The organism is Streptomyces sp. NPDC127068 (assembly GCF_042724695.1).
Lineage (GTDB): Bacteria > Actinomycetota > Actinomycetes > Streptomycetales > Streptomycetaceae > Streptomyces.
In genome coordinates this window covers 164090-180683 of sequence record NZ_JBHXEN010000007.1, presented here as the reverse complement: position 1 = coordinate 180683, position 16594 = coordinate 164090, and the positions used below count along the sequence as shown (strand labels likewise).

The 16594-nt window shown below is 74.4% G+C and carries 16 protein-coding genes and 6 tRNA genes; 12 read left to right on the top strand and 10 right to left on the bottom strand.

Features of this window, described 5'->3' with window-relative positions:
• The first annotated feature begins 179 nt into the window (after positions 1-179).
• A complete protein-coding gene (gene cobA, locus ACFWIA_RS06655; protein ID WP_387001036.1) occupies positions 180-1445 on the top strand; it encodes a uroporphyrinogen-III C-methyltransferase in 1266 nt (421 codons plus the stop codon).
• 104 nt (positions 1446-1549) lie between these two features.
• The gene (locus ACFWIA_RS06650) at positions 1550-2368 is read left to right on the top strand and encodes a TrmH family RNA methyltransferase (RefSeq protein ID WP_387001034.1); all 819 of its coding nucleotides are present in this window, start codon (positions 1550-1552) and stop codon (positions 2366-2368) included.
• A 30-nt stretch (positions 2369-2398) separates the two neighbouring features.
• Here ACFWIA_RS06650 and ACFWIA_RS06645 read toward each other — a convergent pair whose 3' ends face one another.
• Positions 2399-3748 (bottom strand): protein kinase, encoded by a 1350-nt coding sequence (locus ACFWIA_RS06645; RefSeq protein WP_387001032.1) that lies wholly within the window; start codon positions 3746-3748, stop codon positions 2399-2401.
• Positions 3749-4382: 634 nt separating this feature from the next.
• Here ACFWIA_RS06645 and ACFWIA_RS06640 point away from each other — a divergent pair.
• The 3 genes from ACFWIA_RS06640 (at position 4383) to ACFWIA_RS06630 (ending at position 6246) form a co-directional block, all read left to right on the top strand.
• Positions 4383-4589, top strand: a complete 207-nt coding sequence (locus ACFWIA_RS06640; protein ID WP_385493208.1) for a hypothetical protein — start codon at positions 4383-4385, stop codon at positions 4587-4589.
• Between the two features lie 240 nt (positions 4590-4829).
• Positions 4830-5825, top strand: coding sequence for a phosphotransferase (locus ACFWIA_RS06635; RefSeq protein ID WP_387001030.1), 996 nt, complete (start codon positions 4830-4832; stop codon positions 5823-5825).
• A gap of 112 nt (positions 5826-5937) precedes the next feature.
• Complete coding sequence (locus ACFWIA_RS06630; RefSeq protein ID WP_385493210.1) at positions 5938-6246, top strand: zf-TFIIB domain-containing protein; 309 nt, start codon at positions 5938-5940, stop codon at positions 6244-6246.
• Between the two features lie 151 nt (positions 6247-6397).
• Here ACFWIA_RS06630 and ACFWIA_RS06625 read toward each other — a convergent pair.
• From ACFWIA_RS06625 to ACFWIA_RS06605, 5 genes are all read right to left on the bottom strand, one after another.
• Positions 6398-6472: transfer RNA gene (locus ACFWIA_RS06625), tRNA-Val, on the bottom strand.
• Between the two features lie 79 nt (positions 6473-6551).
• Positions 6552-6623: transfer RNA gene (locus ACFWIA_RS06620), tRNA-Val, on the bottom strand.
• Positions 6624-6645: 22 nt separating this feature from the next.
• Positions 6646-6717 (bottom strand) — tRNA-Val (locus tag ACFWIA_RS06615).
• Position 6718: 1 nt separating this feature from the next.
• Positions 6719-6792, bottom strand: a tRNA-Cys gene (locus ACFWIA_RS06610).
• Between the two features lie 36 nt (positions 6793-6828).
• Positions 6829-6901, bottom strand: a tRNA-Gly gene (locus tag ACFWIA_RS06605).
• A gap of 145 nt (positions 6902-7046) precedes the next feature.
• Here ACFWIA_RS06605 and ACFWIA_RS06600 point away from each other — a divergent pair.
• The 3 genes from ACFWIA_RS06600 (at position 7047) to ACFWIA_RS06590 (ending at position 9813) form a co-directional block, all read left to right on the top strand.
• Entirely contained in the window at positions 7047-8105 is a 1059-nt protein-coding gene (locus ACFWIA_RS06600) for a chorismate-binding protein (RefSeq protein WP_387001028.1), read from the top strand.
• Positions 8102-8920 (top strand): aminotransferase class IV, encoded by an 819-nt coding sequence (locus ACFWIA_RS06595; RefSeq protein ID WP_387001026.1) that lies wholly within the window; start codon positions 8102-8104, stop codon positions 8918-8920. Before ACFWIA_RS06600 ends, ACFWIA_RS06595 begins: the two co-directional genes overlap by 4 nt.
• 74 nt (positions 8921-8994) lie before the next feature.
• A complete protein-coding gene (locus tag ACFWIA_RS06590; protein ID WP_387001024.1) occupies positions 8995-9813 on the top strand; it encodes a GNAT family N-acetyltransferase in 819 nt (272 codons plus the stop codon).
• An 18-nt stretch (positions 9814-9831) separates the two neighbouring features.
• Here the strand turns inward: ACFWIA_RS06590 and ACFWIA_RS06585 are convergent, their stop codons facing one another.
• Positions 9832-10350, bottom strand: a complete 519-nt coding sequence (locus ACFWIA_RS06585) for a DsbA family protein (RefSeq protein WP_387001022.1) — start codon at positions 10348-10350, stop codon at positions 9832-9834.
• 163 nt (positions 10351-10513) lie between these two features.
• Between ACFWIA_RS06585 and ACFWIA_RS06580 the strand changes: the two genes are divergently transcribed.
• Both ACFWIA_RS06580 and ACFWIA_RS06575 read left to right on the top strand, forming a co-directional pair.
• Positions 10514-10990: a hypothetical protein gene (locus ACFWIA_RS06580; protein ID WP_387001020.1), complete on the top strand. Its 477-nt coding sequence runs from the start codon at positions 10514-10516 to the stop codon at positions 10988-10990.
• A 580-nt stretch (positions 10991-11570) separates the two neighbouring features.
• On the top strand, positions 11571-11708 hold the full coding sequence (locus tag ACFWIA_RS06575; protein WP_387001018.1) for a hypothetical protein: 138 nt from the start codon (positions 11571-11573) through the stop codon (positions 11706-11708).
• A gap of 31 nt (positions 11709-11739) precedes the next feature.
• Here ACFWIA_RS06575 and ACFWIA_RS06570 read toward each other — a convergent pair whose 3' ends face one another.
• Together ACFWIA_RS06570 and ACFWIA_RS06565 are read right to left on the bottom strand one after the other, a co-directional pair.
• Positions 11740-12309, bottom strand: a complete 570-nt coding sequence (locus ACFWIA_RS06570) for a CGNR zinc finger domain-containing protein (protein WP_387001016.1) — start codon at positions 12307-12309, stop codon at positions 11740-11742.
• 272 nt (positions 12310-12581) lie between these two features.
• A complete protein-coding gene (locus ACFWIA_RS06565) occupies positions 12582-12995 on the bottom strand; it encodes an SsgA family sporulation/cell division regulator (protein WP_003959770.1) in 414 nt (137 codons plus the stop codon).
• 190 nt (positions 12996-13185) lie between these two features.
• On the opposite strand from ACFWIA_RS06565, the gene ACFWIA_RS06560 reads away from it, so the two are divergent.
• The gene (locus ACFWIA_RS06560; RefSeq protein WP_387001013.1) at positions 13186-13629 is read left to right on the top strand and encodes a TIGR02611 family protein; all 444 of its coding nucleotides are present in this window, start codon (positions 13186-13188) and stop codon (positions 13627-13629) included.
• An 82-nt stretch (positions 13630-13711) separates the two neighbouring features.
• Positions 13712-13783 (top strand) — tRNA-Val (locus ACFWIA_RS06555).
• 239 nt (positions 13784-14022) lie between these two features.
• Here ACFWIA_RS06555 and ACFWIA_RS06550 read toward each other — a convergent pair.
• Positions 14023-16482: an SCO7613 C-terminal domain-containing membrane protein gene (locus ACFWIA_RS06550; RefSeq protein ID WP_387001011.1), complete on the bottom strand. Its 2460-nt coding sequence runs from the start codon at positions 16480-16482 to the stop codon at positions 14023-14025.
• Positions 16483-16594: the final 112 nt, after the last annotated feature.

The following is a 16594-nucleotide window of genomic DNA, read 5'->3' as shown; positions in this document are numbered from 1 at the left end:
CTAGAACTACACACATACCCCGCTCGTCTGGTTCTTTTTTTTAATCTCCACCGTTTTCCCCCGGGCTCCCCCCTCCCCCGGGGCGCCCTGACACGTCCGGGCGCCCGTGGACAGGGGTCTCCGCCCGTCCGGAACAGCACGCCGCTCCACCGTCGCAGCGGCCCACCCGAGGAGCCGCCATGCCCACGTCCGCCAGCGATCCCGCCTACCCCGTCGGGCTCCGCCTCACCGGCCGCCGGGTCGTGGTGCTCGGCGGCGGCCAGGTGGCGCAACGCCGCCTTCCCGCACTGATCGCAGCCGGCGCCGACATCCACCTCGTCTCGCCCTCGGCCACCCCCTCCGTGGAGGCCATGGCCGACTCCGGCGAACTCACCTGGCACCGCCGCCGCTACGAGGACGGCGACCTCGCGGACGCCTGGTACGTCCTGGTGGCCACCCAGGACCGTGCGGCGAACACCCGGGCGTCCGCGGAGGCCGAGGCCCGCCGGATCTGGTGCGTGCGCTCCGACGACGCCGACGCCGCCACCGCCTGGACCCCCGCCACCGGCCACAGCGCCGGCGTCACCGTGGCCGTCCTCACCACCGACGCCCAGGGCCGTGACCCCCGGCACACCGCAGCGATCCGGGACGCCGTGGTCGAGGGACTGCGCGACGGGACCCTCGTCGCCCCCCACCACCGGGCCCGCGCCGCGTCCGTCGCGCTCGTCGGCGGGGGCCCCGGCGACCCCGACCTGATCACCGTCCGGGGCCGCAGACTGCTCGCCGAGGCGGACGTCGTCATCGCGGACCGGCTCGGCCCCCGCGATCTGCTCGCCGAACTGCCGCCCCACGTCGAGGTGATCGACGCGGCGAAGATCCCCTACGGCCGGTTCATGGCCCAGGAAGCCATCAACGAGGCGCTGATCGAGCACGCCAGGGCCGGCCGGACGGTGGTCCGCCTCAAGGGCGGCGACCCGTTCGTCTTCGGTCGGGGCATGGAGGAGGCCGAGGCGTTGGTCGAGGCCGGCATCCCGTACACGGTCGTCCCCGGCATCTCCAGCTCGATCTCCGTGCCCGGCGCGGCGGGCATTCCGGTCACCCACCGGGGCGTCGCCCACGAGTTCACCGTCGTCAGCGGCCACGTGGCACCCGACGACGCCCGTTCGCTGGTCGACTGGGCGGCCCTCGCCCGACTGCGCGGCACCCTCGTCGTGCTGATGGGCGTGGACAAGATCGGCCGGATCGCGGAGGCGCTGATCGCCCACGGTCGGGGCGCCGACACACCCGTGGCCCTCGTCCAGGAGGGCACCACCCCCGCCCAGCGCCGGGTGGACGCGACGCTCGCGACCGTCGCCGCCACCGTCGAGCGCGAGGGCGTGCGCCCGCCCGCGGTGATCGTCATCGGTGACGTCGTCCGGGTCGGCCCCCCTGCGCCGGGCGCCCCCACCGGGGCCGCACCCAGCTGAACCCGTACCGGCCCGGTGCCACCCCACCGGGCCCGTACGCACGGTCGAAGCGCCCCCCTCCCCACCCCCACTGGCCCCGAACCCGGACAAGGCGGTACCACCCCGTGGCCGAACTGATCACCGTCGAGGACCCCGACGACCCCCGACTGCGGGACTACACCGGACTCACCGACGTCGAACTGCGCCGCCGGCGCGAGCCCGCCGAAGGACTGTTCATCGCCGAGGGCGAGAAGGTCATCCGCCGCGCACGGGACGCCGGGTACGCGATGCGGTCGATGTTGCTGTCGTCCAAATGGGTCGACGCCCTGCGTGACGTGATCGACGAACTCCCCGCGCCCGTCTACGTGGTGACCCCCGAACTGGCGGAGCGGGTCACCGGCTACCACGTCCACCGGGGTGCCCTCGCCTCCATGCAGCGCGCCCCCCTGCCGACCGCGGACGACCTGCTGACCACCGCCCGCCGGGTCGTCGTCATGGAGTCGGTGAACGACCACACCAACATCGGCGCCATCTTCCGTTCCTCCGCGGCCCTCGGCATGGACGCCGTGCTGCTCTCCCCGGACTGCGCCGACCCGCTGTACCGCCGTTCCGTGAAGGTCTCCATGGGCGCCGTGTTCTCCGTGCCGTACGCCCGACTGGAGTCCTGGCCGAACGGACTGGAAACGGTGCGCGCGGCGGGCTTCGACCTCCTCGCACTGACCCCCGACGAGCGGGCGGTCACCCTGGACGCGGCGGCGCCGCACCGCCGGGAACGGGTCGCGTTGATGCTGGGGGCGGAAGGCGACGGCCTCTCCACCCGGGCCCTGCGGGCCGCGGACGAGTGGGTCCGCATCCCGATGGCGCACGGTGTGGACTCGCTGAACGTGGGCGCCGCCGCGGCGGTCGCCTTCTACGCGGTCGTCACCGGCCGTCCGACCGCCTGACCCGACGGCCCGACCGGCGCCCCGCCGGCGTCAGCGGGCGGCGGTGGCGTCGGGAGCGGCCCGGTCCGCGGCGTGCGTCACCACGGGTGCGGGAACCCCGGCCCCGCTTGCGGGACCCTGGCAGCCTTGGGCGGCGGCGATGCCCAGCGCCACCAGCAGCGTCACCACCACGAACACGATGAGCCGCTGGCGCAGCAGCCGGGGGTTCGCCGGACGCCGCCCCGCACCCGTCGGCCGCTGCCGCTCGCGCCCGTTGCGGGGGGCGGGCCGGGTGCCCGAGCGGGGGGCCCGGGTGCCGCTCCGCGAACCATTCCCCGGACGGGCGCCCGAGCGGCTCGTCCCGGACGGTTGGGTGGGGCGGGGCGGGCGACCCGTTCCGGAACGCTGGGTCGGCTGTGCGGCCCGGGACGCCTTGGACGACGAGGAGGGCCGCGGGGGCGGGGTGCCCTGCGGCCGGCGCTGGGTGCGCTGCGCGGCGTACTCCGCGGCCAGGCCCCCCGAGGGCCGGTCCGGCTGACCGCGCGGCACGGGCGGTCGCGGATCGGTCAGACCCTGGGCCTCACGCGCGGCGATCTCCTTGAGCCGCAGGGAGAGTTGCAGGGTGCTGGGCCGCTCCTCGGGGTCCTTCGCGAGACAGGCCCGCACCAGGGGCGCCAGCGCGTCGGGCACTCCGTGCAGCTGGGGCTCCTCGTGCACCACGCGGTACAGCATCACCTCGGAACTGCCGTGGCCGAAGGGCGAGTCGGAGGTCGCCGCGTACGCGAGCGTCGCACCGAGCGCGAACACGTCGGTCGCCGGGGTGACGGCGGCACCCCGTACCTGTTCCGGGGCGAGGAACCCGGGGGAGCCGACCGCGGTGCCGACGTGCGTCAGCGTGCTCGCGCCGGTCGCCCAGGCGATGCCGAAGTCGATGATCCGGGGGCCCTTGGGGGACAGCAGGATGTTCGACGGCTTCAGGTCCCGGTGGACGACCCCGGCCTCGTGGACCGCGACCAGCCCCTCGGACAGTGCCGCTCCGATCGCCGCCGCGTCGGCCGCGGGCAGCGGACCGTCATCGGCGACCCGGTCGTGCAGGGAGGGCCCGGGTACGTACTGGGTGGCGAACCAGGGCCGCTCCGCCTCCAGATCGGCGGCGACCAGCCGCGCCGTGCAGCCACCGCGGATGCGACGGGCCGCCGACACCTCACGGGCGAACCGCTGGCGGAACTCCTGGTCCTCGGCGAGATCGGGGCGGATGACCTTCAGCGCGACCCGCTGGCCACGGCGGTCGGACCCGAGGTAGACGACCCCCATGCCGCCCGCTCCGAGCCGTCGGTGCAGCCTGAACGAGCCGACCACACGCGGGTCCTCACGCCTCAGGCGCATCATCGCCATGTTCATCCCCGCTGCCCGGTCCGGTTGACGAGCCACAGCTTACGTACACCGGGCCCGGAGCGCGCAGAGGCCGCGCCCTCTCGATCCGATCGATTGTCGGTGCCGGACCAGCCGCATGAAGGGGAGTCAGGGAGCCCGAGCGGCTTGCGTGGAGGTCCCGCGACCGGGACCAACCGGCTTTTCGACCAAGGAGGTTGACCCGACGTCGGGTGGCGGCCCCGGAGTATCCGCACGCCTGCTCCGGGGGCGTCACCCGAAGGCGCGGGCGGCCGGCGGCACGGGTCGCCGCGGGGCGTCGCGGACCCGAGCGGACGGGGTGGAAGTGAGCGAACTCACCCGGGGCGGGCACACCGCCCCGGCCGTCCGCCACCGGCCCCGGCGGCTCCCCTCGGGGAAGACCCCGAGACGTGCGCGCCCGTCTCCACCCAGGGGAGTACGTACGGGGGAGCCGGTCATCCTTGCGGAGGCCCGGCATGCGATACGAGGGCATGACGACCGGACGGCTCCCCGGTCATAGATTTGTCGTCAAGCGGCGGGTGCGGTACTCGTCCCCCGAGGTCAAGCGCCCGCCGCTCCGTACACACGACGTGCGACGGGCCCGGCACCGGGTCCCGCACGGGAGACAACCAGGAGAGGGACCATGGCGGACACGGCCACCCGGACCATGATCCGTGCACGAGGACGCAAGGCGTACGCCGCGTTCGACGGCAGCCGGCCCGGTGAGCGCCACCCCTTGGTGGCGACGGCCATGGTCCTCCCCCTGGCGGCCCTGCTCGTAGTCGTCTTCGGCGGCTGGGAGGCAGTGGTCACCCAAGCGTCGTCCGTGGTGGAGATGCTGGGGCGCTGAGCGGCGCCCCGGGCCCGGAAGAGCGGTCCGGGCGGGGACATCCCACCATGAAACCCCGTGGGGACGGGGGTGCGGCGGACGGCACAAGGCCCGCGCAACCTGGGGAGGTTGCGCGGGCACTTTGCTGTGTCAGCCCCCTCGGCCGCACGCGGGGCGGGCGGGCTCGTAGGCTGACCGGAGCGCGGCGGCCGGTACGGACCCTCCGTCGAGCGGGGCGTCGAACCAGGGGCGGGGCAGTCGATGAGCGGTGCGGTGGTGCGGGGACTGCGGGTACGGGCCCGGACCGCGGTCCACGGGGCGGATACGGAGTGCCGCTGCGGGCACGTCGGTGACGTGCTCGCCCGCCGGGACGACGGGGTCGTGGTGCGCCACGGTGACGTCGTGGCCAAGGCGCATGCCGACGGCTCCGACCCGGACGAACTGGCCGCCCGGATCGCGGTGGCGGGCCACCCCGCGCTGGCGGACGTGTTGCTGCCCCCGCTGGCCCCCGGCGCGGCGGAGCACACCGCCGCCCCCGCGACGACACTGGCCGGCCGCCCGGTCAGCCTCTGGCCGTACGGGGTCCCGGTCGATCCCGACGCCCCCGAGCGCGCGCCGTGGGAGGCTGCGGGCGCCCTGCTGGCCCGCCTCCACCGCGTCGACGTGTCCCGGCTGCCCGGTCCCCTGCCCGCGATGCGCGGGCCGACGAAGGCCGCGCTGGCCGTCCACCGGATGCGGACCGGGGCCGGCGGCGGGCCCGGCCTCCCGTGGCCGCTGCCCGCGGGCCCGGCGGCAGCGGCCGTCGCAGCCGTGGAACGTGCCTGGCGGACCCTGCCGCCCTGGGCCCGGGGCGAGGCGGCGGCACCGGGCCCGCCCGCGCTCTGCCACGGCGACCTCCACCTGGGGCAACTGGTCAGGGCGCCGGACGGCCCCTGGCGCCTGATCGACGTGGACGACCTCGGCGCCGGGCCGGCCGCCTGGGACCTCGCCCGGCCCGCCGCCTGGTACGCGTGCGGGCTGCTCGGTCCGGACGAGTGGAGCCGTTTCCTCGGCGCGTACCGCGCGGGGGAGGGCCCCGCGGTGCCCGCCGGGGGCGACCCCTGGCCGGCGCTGGACGTCGTCGCGCGGGCCCTGACCGTGCAGACGGCGGCCCTGGCGATCACCAGGAGCCTGCGGGAGGGCCGCCCGCCCGACGGGGACGAGTGGGCGGTGATCAGCGCCTGCGACCGGATGGGCGGGGCGCCGCCCGCCGAGTGACCCGTTCGTCGGGGGAGTTGGCCGGGAGGGAAGCGAAGTAGGGTGCAGGAGAACGAAAGCCGGGCAGCATTCCGGCGAAGCGGTACCTAACGGCGAGGAGTTGAGCCCGTCCATGCAGTGTCCGAAGTGCCACGCGCCCATGAACACCTACAACCGCAACGGCGTCCAGATCGAGCAGTGCTCCGGTTGCCGCGGGATATTCCTGGACTACGGCGAGCTTGAGGCGCTGACGCGGTTGGAGTCCCAGTGGACCCAGCCCGCGCCCCCGCCGCCCGCCCCGCAGGGCTACCCCGCCCAGGCCCCGCCGGCACCGGCCTGGGGCGCACCGCAGCACGGTGGGCACGGCGCGCACCACGGTCACCACGGGGGGCACGGCGGCCACCGGAACCGCGGCTTCGGGCGGATGCTGTTCTCCTCCTGAGCCCACGGCTCGCCGGCCCGTCGCACGACGGCGCGTGAACGGTTCCGTGCCCCGGAGGCATCCCGGCCCCCGGGGCACGGAGTCCGTACGTGAGCACGCGGCCCGGGCACGACGCAGCCCCCGGTGTCGAGGACGACCGGGGGCTGACGGGTGGTGCGCGATACTGGGATTGAACCAGTGACCTCTTCCGTGTCAGGGAAGCGCTCTCCCGCTGAGCTAATCGCGCGGGTGTCCCGGGAGACTACCAGGAGCGGCGGCCCGGAGGGCCACGCCGGAGTCGACCGGAGGGTGGTGCGTGTACTGCGTGCGCGATACTGGGATTGAACCAGTGACCTCTTCCGTGTCAGGGAAGCGCTCTCCCGCTGAGCTAATCGCGCGGGCACCCGATGCCGGGTCCAGTGGACGATACTGGGATTGAACCAGTGACCTCTTCCGTGTCAGGGAAGCGCTCTCCCGCTGAGCTAATCGTCCGTGGAGGTGGAGACGGGATTTGAACCCGTGTAGACGGCTTTGCAGGCCGTTGCCTCGCCTCTCGGCCACTCCACCAGGGATGCGGCGGGTTCTGGGAACTCCCCGCTCCTGAGCGGACGACGAGGTTCGAACTCGCGACCTCAACCTTGGCAAGGTTGCGCTCTACCAACTGAGCTACGTCCGCATGTCGTTTCGGTGCGCTTGCGCGTCCCGGCGACGTGTTGAACTCTAGCGGATTCCCGGGGAACCACAAAAACGCGTTTACGCAGCGTGCTGCCCCGACACCACCCCACGGCGCCCACCGGGTCCCCCGGCCTAGACTCGCAGCCGTGCGTACCCTCCCCGCCCTGGCCCGCTTCGGCGGCCTCCTCGCCACCGGTCTGCGTGACGTGACCAGCGATCCCGCCGCGTTGGACGGCCGGGGCTTCTGGGCCGTGTGTGCCGACTTCGAGGGCCGGCTGGTGTGCGCGCGCTTCGACGACGTACGACCCGCTCCGGTGCCCGCGCCGACTCCGGGGGCGTGGCGGGGACCCGGCCCGGACGACTGGTCGTCCTCGCTCGACCGCGAGGCGTACACCGGGGGCGTGCGGCGCATCCGCGCCCACATAGCGGCGGGCGAGGTGTACCAGGCGAACCTGTGCCGGGTCCTGTCGGCTCCGGTGGCCGGGGACGCGGACGTGGACGCGTTGACCGCACTGCTCGCCCGCGACAACCCCGCCCCTTATGCCGGAACGATTCGCCTGCCGGAGCACGGCGTGGAGATCGCCACCGCCTCGCCCGAACTGTTCCTGCGCCGCACGGGCCGGACCGTGGAGTCGGGGCCGATCAAGGGGACCGGACGCACCGAGGCCGACCTGCTGGAGAAGGACCACGCCGAGAACGTCATGATCGTGGACCTGGTCCGCAACGACCTCGGCCGGGTCTGCGTCACGGGCTCGGTCACCGTCCCCGACCTCTGCGTGGTCGAGAAGCACCCCGGGCTCGTCCACCTCGTCTCCACCGTCCGCGGCGAACTGCGCCCCGGCGCCGGCTGGGCGGAGCTGCTGGCCGCCGCCTTCCCGCCCGGGTCGGTCACGGGCGCGCCCAAGTCCAGCGCCCTGCGGATCATCGAGGCCCTGGAGGTCGGACCGCGCGGCCCCTACTGTGGGGGCATCGGCTGGGTCGACGCCGACCGGGGCACGGGTGAGCTGGCCGTGGGCATCCGCACCTTCTGGATCGACCGTGCCGCGGGTCTGCTGCGCTTCGGCACCGGTGCGGGCATCACCTGGGGCTCGGACCCGGAACGCGAGTGGCGCGAGACCGAACTGAAGGCGGCCAGACTGCTCACCGTGGCGTCGGGCGGCTCGCCGCCCACCACGGACCCCGACCCCCTGGAGGGCTCCCCGTGAAACTCTGGCTCGACGGCGGACTCCGGGACGGCGCGTCCGCGCGCGTCTCCGTGTTCGACCACGGACTCACCGTCGGTGACGGGATCTTCGAGACGATGAAGACCGTCGACGGGCGGGCCTTCGCCCTGACCCGCCACCTGGACCGGCTGGCGCGCTCCGCCCGCGGCCTCGGCCTGCCGGAGCCCGACCTCGACGAGGTCCGCCGGGCCTGCCACGCCGTCGTGGACGCCAACCCCATGCCGCTCGGGCGGCTGCGCGTCACCTACACGGGGGGCGAGTCCCCGCTCGGCTCCGACCGGGGCGAACACCCGCCCACCCTGGTCGTCGCGATCGGCCCGGTCGCCCGGCGCGCCGACACCACCGCGGTCGTCACCGTGCCCTGGACCCGCAACGAGCGCGGCGCCCTGGCCGGGCTGAAGACCACCTCGTACGCCGAGAACGTGGTCGCGCTCGCCCGGGCCCGGGAACGGGGCGCCACGGAGGCACTGTTCGGCAACACCGTCGGACGGCTCTGCGAGGGCACCGGATCGAACGTCTTCGTCGTCCTCGACGGCCAGCTCCACACCCCGCCGGTCGCCTCGGGCTGCCTCGCGGGCATCACCCGGGCGCTCGCCGTCGAGTGGGCGGGCGCACAGGAGACGGACCTGCCGTTGGACGTCCTGGAGCGCGCGGAGGAGATCTTCCTCACCTCGACGCTGCGTGACGTCCAGGCCGTGCACCGCGTCGACGGCCGTGAACTGCCGGCGCCCGGACCCGTGACCGCCAAGACGATGCGGATCTTCGCCGAGCGGTCCGCCGACGACCTGGACCCGTGAGCCGGTGGCCGTGCCCCCGGGCGCGCTCCCGAAATCCCGATGACTCGGTGCCGTTCGGCGGGTAGACATCAGCGATGACCACCACCCTGCGGCCGACCGGGCCGCTCCAGCAACTCGCCGACGGGGGCCGCGCCCGGCACTTCCGGATCTGCGTCAACAGTCGTCCCGTGGGCGAGATCGACCTCGCCACCCACGAGCGGTTCGGCCCCCGGGTGGCCCGGGTGCGCGAGCTGCGGGTCGACGAGCCGGACCGGGGCCGCGGCCGGGGGACCGTTGCCGCGCTCGCCGCCGAGGAGGTGGCCCGCGGCTGGGGCTGCCGGCGGATCGAGGCGTCGGTACCGGCCGACGCCCCGGTGGCCCTGCGACTCGCCCGGGCCCTCGGGTACGTGGAACGCAACCGGCTCATGGCCCTCGACCTCGACCGGGCGGCGCCTTCGCCCCCGGACGGCTCGGCCCGGCCGATGACCCCGGCCGAGTACGGCCCTTGGCTCACGGCGTCCCAGGAGGCGTACGTCGGTGACTGGATCGAACGGGGCGTGCCGGAGGACGAGGCCCGGGTCAGGGCCGAGCGCGACTACGTCCGACTGTTGCCCGACGGGCTCGACACCCCGGAGGCGGCGATCAGCGTCCTCGAACACCGGGGCGCGGTGGTCGGCACGGTGTGGGTCGCGTTCGGCGCCGACGGTTCCTACGTCTACGAGGTGGAGGTCGTCCCGGAGCACCGGGGCCACGGCCACGGACGCACCCTGATGCGGCACGCCGCGGCGCAGGCGCTCGCCGCGGGGCACCGGACGATCGGCCTCAACGTCTTCCTCGGCAACACCCCGGCCCTGCGGCTGTACGAGTCGCTGGGGTACGAGCCGACCGTCCACCACCTCTACAAGCCCCTGTGACCGCTGCGGCGGGAAGGGTCAGCGGGCGAGCAGTCCGTCCACGATCTCCTCGATGCGCTCCCGCAGCCCGTCCTGACTCTCGCCCCCGTCGAGCCGCTGCCCGTCGACGACGTACGTCGGGGTGCCCGTCACGCCCAGCGCCTTGCCCTCCGCCTGGTCGGCGTCGACGATCAGGGTGTGTCGCCCGTCGATCAGCGCGGTGTCGAACTCGTCCGCGTCCAACCCCAGTTCCCGGGCCACCTCGACCAGCAACGCCTCGCCCCCGCGGTCCAGTTCCTCGGCCCGGGCGAGTACCGCCTCGACGTAGGCCCAACCCCGGCCCTGCACCGTCGCTTCCTCCGCGGCCTGGGCGGCGGCGAACGCATGCCGGTGCTTGGCCAGCGGGAAGTGGCGTAGCCGCAGCTCCAGCCGGTCCCCGTAGCGGGCCCGCAGGGCGTGGAGGTCGTCCAGCGCGGTCCGGCAGTCGGGGCACTGGAGCTCGCACCAGAGGTCGAGGACGGGACGGCCCGCGGGCTGCGGGAGAGCGGAGTCGTTCATGGGGCAAGTCTCGCAGCTCTCCCCGGCGGGTCCGGCCCGGGACCTGGGGAGGAGATCGACCCCGAGTTCTCCCTGAGGTGCGTTCCGGCCGTGGCCCGAGGGGGCGGGGTCGGTGCAGGATGGATGGGGACGAACCGTCCGACCGATTCAGTTGGAGGCCGGAATGATTGCCGAAACCGTGTGTTCCGCCGTGGCCGTGGCGGGCCTGGGCATCGCGGCGGTCACCGCCTACCGCAAGCGGTTCCTCGCCGCGGCCCGGACGGCCGCCTATGCACTCGTACCGCTCGGGCTGGTCATGACCGGGGCCGTCCAGTGGATCGTGGACACCGCTTTCAGCCCGACCGCGTGGGCCGGGTTCGGGGTGCTCGGCGTGGCGTGGGGCCTGTTCATGACGACCCGGGCGGTGGAGCGGCGGCGCGGGATGAGCCGCAAGGACCGGCGGGCGGCCAAGGCCCAGGCGAAGGCGGCCGGCGCCGCGGAGCGGGAGGCGGTGGCGCCCGGCGCGTCGTCGCCGGCGAGCGGCCGTCCGTCGCTCAAGCCGTCCAAGCAGTCCGCCAAGCCCGCCTCCCGACCGTCCTCGGCCCCCGGCTCGGAGGACTTCAGCGACATCGAGGCCATTCTGAAGAAGCACGGCATCTGACGGCTGTCGGCTCCCGCCGGGAGCCCCGCCCGGGGCACGAACGCCCTGCCGAGCCGTCTCAACATGTGACACGGAATCCGGTGAACTCCCGCCCAATACGGGCGTGTTGATCGCGTCGCGTCTGGCGATGCGTCATCATCGGCGCGAGATGCTCGACACCACGCACCACGGTGCCGCCCTCGTCGATCCAGTCGCCGCGAACACGGCGGACCGGGCCGGTCGGGCCCCCCTGGACGACGGCGCCACCAGGAACCACACAGCCACCCCCACCCACACAGCCACCCCCGCCCACACCGTGCGCCCCAGCGCACGCCGGCCCCGGAACCGACGCACCGCGCCCTCGGTGTGGCTCCCCTCGGGAGCCGACCCGTCCCACGCGCACCCGGCAGGGCCACCCCCGTCCCCGGTGGCGGTCCGCCGGGCGCACGCCCGTCCGGTGGGCCGCAAGGACCTCCGACGGTCACCCTGGGTCACAGCGTACGGGGGACGGTCGGCGCGTCCCGTGAGCCGGCGGGAGCCGGTCGAACCGCCGCCTCCCGTCCCCGTTCGACCGGAACGGACCGGGACGCCCTGCGCCGACGTGCCCGCGGGGGTTCCCCAGGAGGCGCAGGGGTGTCTCTACGCCCTCTCCCAACCACCACTGATGATCTTCCTGACGGTGATCGGCGCCCTGTTGATGATGGGGGCGGTGCACGACCTGTTCCTGCTGGGACGCTGACCGGGCGCGGGGGACGGGCGGCCCGCCCCGATCAGCCGGTGGCTTCCCTGCGGCGGGCCCGGTACGCGGCGACGTGCAGACGGTTGCCGCAGGTGCGGCCGTCGCAGTAGCGACGGGAGCGGTTCCGGGACAGGTCCACGAAGGCCCGCCGGCAGTCCGGGGCCGCGCAGCGGCGCAGCCGTTCCTGCTCCCCGGCGACCACGAAGAACGCGAGGGCCATCCCGCAGTCCGCCGCGAGGTGGTCCCCGATGGAGGCTCCCGGCGCGAAGTAGTGCATGTGCCAGTCGTAGCCGTCGTGGTCGGTGAGCCGTGGGGTGGTGCCCGCTCCGGCCACCAGTTCGTTGATCAGTGCCGCCACCGTCGCCGGACCGTGGCCCGCGAACGCCTCGGCGAACCGGGCGCGGACCCGGTGCACGGCGGTGAGGTCCGCGTCGGTCAGGGCGCCGACGTCGCTGATCTCGTGGTCGCGCACGAAGGCCCGCAGCGCGGTGAGGTCGGCCAACCCGTCACTCTTCGGATCGGCGCCGTCGTCCTCCGGTGCGGAGTTCACCAGATCGACCACGGTGTTCAGAGCGCACCGGGTGTCATGGGTGATCAGCACGAATCGCTCCCCTGGCCGCGAACCGGACCCGTGGCCCGTCTGAGGGCCGATGCTACTGGCTCCGCGAGCCCCTGTACGGGCGCCTGCGCCCCTCCCGGGCCCCGAACGCACTCACCGGCGCCCCCGCACGGTGTTCCGCTGCGGTGGCGCCGGTGAGTGCCCTCTACGGGGGCCGGGGCCCGCGCCGTCTCCCCGAGTCGGACGGCGTCGGGCTCGTTCGGTGTGGCTGTGCCTGCCCTCTCTCGTCGTGCGGTGGCTCTCCCGGACCTCTCCTAGCTCTCGGCCAGGATGTGGGACAGCTCCGTATCGAGATCGAAGTGGCGGTGTTCCGTGCCCGGCGGCACGGCTGCGTCCGTTCGCTTCAGGAACGATTCCAGGGCCCGCGCCGGGGCCTCCAGTAGGGCCTCACCTTCGGGGGAGCTCAGGGCGATGCACACCACGCCCTGACCGTGGCTCCGGGACGGCCAGACGCGGACGTCGCCGGTGCCGGTGGGCCGGTGCAGGCCCTCGGCGAGGAGATCACGGGCGAAGACCCACTCGACGGTCTCCTCGGCTCCGGTGTGAAAGGTGGCGTGCACGGCGTAGGGATCGGCCGTGTCATACCGCAGTCCTGCGGGAACAGGCAGTGAGGACTCGCTCGACACAACGAGGCGCAGGTGCAGCTCGCAGCTGACCGTGGTGTTCATAAGCGCCATGGCCTTTCGCTCAGTGTGCGCTCGGGGATTCGCACGTCGGCGAAATCGACATGCCACCTACGGTGTCGTTGTAAACCCCTCTGAGGGTTTTGCGTGTCTTTAGGTACCCCGTACGGCGGAGCCATTGTTCGTACCACGGGACCATTCCGGTGACCGGATTCCTTCGGGTACGTTTGTCCCCATGAATACGGGGAGTGACGGAACGGGGAAGGTGGCCTTGGCGGCCGACGACGCGGAAGACGAGCAGGCGGAACGGCCCCTGGGCTCCCGGGCCCCGGCGTACGTCCAACGGCGCAAGGTGCTGCACCTGAGCTGGCAGGTCGGTGTGTTCATCGTGGGGCTCGCCGTGGTCGGCGCCGGCGTCGCGATGCTGGTGCTGCCCGGTCCCGGCTGGCTGGTCATCTTCGCCGGCATGGCCATCTGGGCGACCGAGTTCGTCTGGGCCCAGCTGGTGCTCCGATGGACGAAACGCAAGGTCACCGAGGCGGCGCAGCGGGCACTCGACCCCAAGGTGCGCCGTCGGAACATGATCCTCACGGGGCTCGGGCTCACCATCATCGGTGTGCTCATGGGCTACTACCTGTGGAAGTACGGGCTGGCCATGCCCTGGGACGTCGAGTGGTGAGCCGCCCGGCGGGCCCGTCCGTCGGGCGGGCCGGGGTGGTCGGAGCGCCGGCTGACATGCGGTAATGTTCTCCGTGCACCCGGGGCGATTAGCTCAGTGGGAGAGCGCTTCGTTCACACCGAAGAGGTCACTGGTTCGAACCCAGTATCGCCCACCCCGGACCCGTGGCCCGGAGGCCCCAAAGCCTCCGGGCCACGGGTATTTGGCGTGATACTTCACTGACCGTGTTCGAGGCTGAATTGTCACCGTCGCTTTCCGGTGAATTCCCTGTGTCGGAACTCGGCTTCTCCGGGGTGATTCTGACCGGCGCTCAGTTCGCCCCGCCGCGACCCCCGTCGAAGCCCCGCCCGGGGTCGCGCGGCCCCGGGCGGGGCACCCCTCACCCGTCGGTCCTCAGCGCAGCCGACCGAGTGCCGTACGGAAACGGCGCACGTCCCGCAGACGGTGTTCGTACGTCGCTCCCACCGTCAACAGCAGCAGACCGGCGAGCGCCGGGGGCAGCCAGCGCGGCAGGGCTCCCGCCACCTGGGCGACGTACGGGGCGAGTTCGTGCAGGGCCACCAGCGCGACGACCGTCCCGCCGAGGACCAGCGGCGCCTGGAGGCGGTGGCGCGCACCCACCAGGGTCACGCCGAGCGCCCCCGCGCCGAGCAGCAGCGGCCGTACCCATCCGGTGTCGGACCACGCAGCCATCAGCGAGGGCAGCAGCGTCACGGCCAGACCCGGCCCGTACGCGGTCCAGGAGGAGGTCAGCGGCCGGCCCCGCCTGCGCAGCACTCCCACCGCCAGGGCCAGCACCGTCACCGGAAGGGCGTACGCCTCCGGGGCCGTCACCTCCCAGCCGAGCAGCCGGGCCCAGGCGGACAGCACGAACAGCGTGGCCGCCACGTACCCCGCCGCCCGCCGGTCGGCGCGCAGCGCGGTCACCGCAGCCAGCCCGCCGCACAGGCCGAGGACCAGGGAGAGCGCCGCTGCGTCCGGTACGGCGAGCAGCACCGCGACGACGGCCGCCGGCACCCCGCCGCCCTCCACGGCCCGGGTCAGCGGATCGTCCCCGAGCCAGGCCGCGAGCAGGACGGTGACCGTCGGCACGGTGAGGACCAGCAGGGCGGTGCCCGGGTGGCCGAGGTCGAGCGCCGCGCCGACGGCCCCGAGCAGGCCGGTGGCGTAGCCGAGGCAGACCACGGCCGCCACCGGGGCCGCGAGCGGCACACGGCTCCCGCGCAGCGCTCGACCGGCACCGCCGGACAGGGCGCACAGGGCGCCCAGGACCACCAGGGTGGCGGTCTGCGTGGCCAGGGCCAGGGACGTGGTGCTGAACGAGGTCAGCAGGGCGAGCGGCAGCGCCGGGTGCGGCAGTGCCGCCGGCCCGCCCTCCTCGCCGGGCGTGGCGCTGCCGGGCGCCGTCCCGCCGCGACGGCACCCCTGGGCCACCAGTACGGCCACCAGCACCCCGTACGCCGTCAGTGCCGCCGCGTAGGGCAGTCGTAGGGCGAGCGGGAGCGACACCGCGCCCGCCCAGCCCAGCACGACGACGGCGAGCCGCAGCCGCGGGTCCGGGACGCCGCCGCGCTCCCGCAGCACGGCGAGGCCGTACGCCACGGCGGCGAGCACCCCGAGGACCACGGTCGCCGCCAGCGGCTCCGGGAGCCCGGCTGCTCCTGCCGAAGACGGCAGGTGCTCGGGAGTCCCGGACCACACCGCGCCCCACTGCCGCAGCGGTCCCACCACGCCCAGCGCCACCACGGGGCCCGCCCACAGCAGGCCCGCCGTCTGCACGACCCCCGCCGCCAGCAGCGCACCGCGGCGCACCGGACCGGCCGGCCACCGCGAGGGCTCCGGCAACAGGGCCGCGGCGCCCAGGACGAGCGCGACCGACAGGTACCCGGGGAGCACCCAGGCGTCCGGCAGGAACCGGGCCGGGACGACACCGAGCGCCGCCACCGCGAGGAGACCGCCGGTCAGCGACAGCGCCAGGGCGAGCCCCGTCGACGCCACCGCCCGGGCCGCCGCCACCGCGAGGGCCGCGGTGGCGGCCAACAGCGCGGCACCGACCAGGGAGTCCGCCCACGAGTCGGCCGACCCCACCTGCCACAGGCTCGCGAGCACCGCCGCCGATCCCGCGACCCCCGCCGTCACCGCGGCGGTGATCCGCACGGCACGGCCCGGGGCACGCAGCGCGAGCACCGTGTCGCCGGCGCTCGTCACCAGGAGCGCCGCAGCCAGCACCGGGACCTCCGCCCCCGCCGCCACCGCCCACAGGAACAGCACCGGTTGCGCGGCGAGCACCGCCGCGGGGACCGGCAGCCGCAGGGCGCGCACCCCCAGCCCGTAGCCCGCCCACCCGGTGGCCAGGACCGCCGCGGCGACCGCCGTGTAGGCCGTCGCCCCCAGCTCGGGCAGCGCCACCCGGTGCACGGCGTACGCGTCCAGGACCGTCAGCACCAGGCCGGTGCCCGCGATCGCCTCGGCGGTGGAGCGCAGTCCCCGGCGCAGCGCGACCAGCGGCACGGCGAGCGCCGCCGCGGTCACCGCGCCGAGCACCAGGGAGCGCCCCGTGATGCCCATCCGCCCCCAGCTCAACAGCGTGAAGGCGACGGCCGCCACCGCCAGCAGCAACCCGCCCAACACCAGCAGGAGGTTCTGCACCCCGCGCGCACCCGTGTCGGGGCCCGGAGCCCTCCATCCGGACGGCGGGCCCGTGCGGGCCGGCGGCGGGACGGGGGCGGCGGCCCGGAGCACGTTCAGCAGCCAGGCCCGGCGCTGGAGCAGGACCGCTCGACGGGCGTCCAGCATCCCGAGTTCGCGGTCCACCAGCCGAAGTTCCTCGGCCGGCGGGGGGTAGTTCGTCATACCGGGAGTGTGACGACGATCGGCGCGCACCACCTGAGCACGCGTACTCAGCCGGCGTACTCAGTGCTCGGGCGCGTCCCGCCGGGAGGGGCGCCCCCGGCCGGGCACACTG

What these genes read in the sequence shown, in the direction of transcription:
- cobA (WP_387001036.1), top strand. Translation starts at nt 180, where the DNA reads ATGCCCACGTCCGCCAGCGATCCCGCCTACCCCGTCGGGCTCCGCCTC.
- ACFWIA_RS06645 (WP_387001032.1), bottom strand. Translation starts at nt 3,748, where the DNA reads ATGAACATGGCGATGATGCGCCTGAGGCGTGAGGACCCGCGTGTGGTC.
- ACFWIA_RS06640 (WP_385493208.1), top strand. Translation starts at nt 4,383, where the DNA reads ATGGCGGACACGGCCACCCGGACCATGATCCGTGCACGAGGACGCAAG.
- ACFWIA_RS06635 (WP_387001030.1), top strand. Translation starts at nt 4,830, where the DNA reads ATGAGCGGTGCGGTGGTGCGGGGACTGCGGGTACGGGCCCGGACCGCG.
- ACFWIA_RS06630 (WP_385493210.1), top strand. Translation starts at nt 5,938, where the DNA reads ATGCAGTGTCCGAAGTGCCACGCGCCCATGAACACCTACAACCGCAAC.
- ACFWIA_RS06590 (WP_387001024.1), top strand. Translation starts at nt 8,995, where the DNA reads ATGACCACCACCCTGCGGCCGACCGGGCCGCTCCAGCAACTCGCCGAC.
- ACFWIA_RS06585 (WP_387001022.1), bottom strand. Translation starts at nt 10,350, where the DNA reads ATGAACGACTCCGCTCTCCCGCAGCCCGCGGGCCGTCCCGTCCTCGAC.
- ACFWIA_RS06580 (WP_387001020.1), top strand. Translation starts at nt 10,514, where the DNA reads ATGATTGCCGAAACCGTGTGTTCCGCCGTGGCCGTGGCGGGCCTGGGC.
- ACFWIA_RS06565 (WP_003959770.1), bottom strand. Translation starts at nt 12,995, where the DNA reads ATGAACACCACGGTCAGCTGCGAGCTGCACCTGCGCCTCGTTGTGTCG.
- ACFWIA_RS06560 (WP_387001013.1), top strand. Translation starts at nt 13,186, where the DNA reads ATGAATACGGGGAGTGACGGAACGGGGAAGGTGGCCTTGGCGGCCGAC.
- ACFWIA_RS06550 (WP_387001011.1), bottom strand. Translation starts at nt 16,482, where the DNA reads ATGACGAACTACCCCCCGCCGGCCGAGGAACTTCGGCTGGTGGACCGC.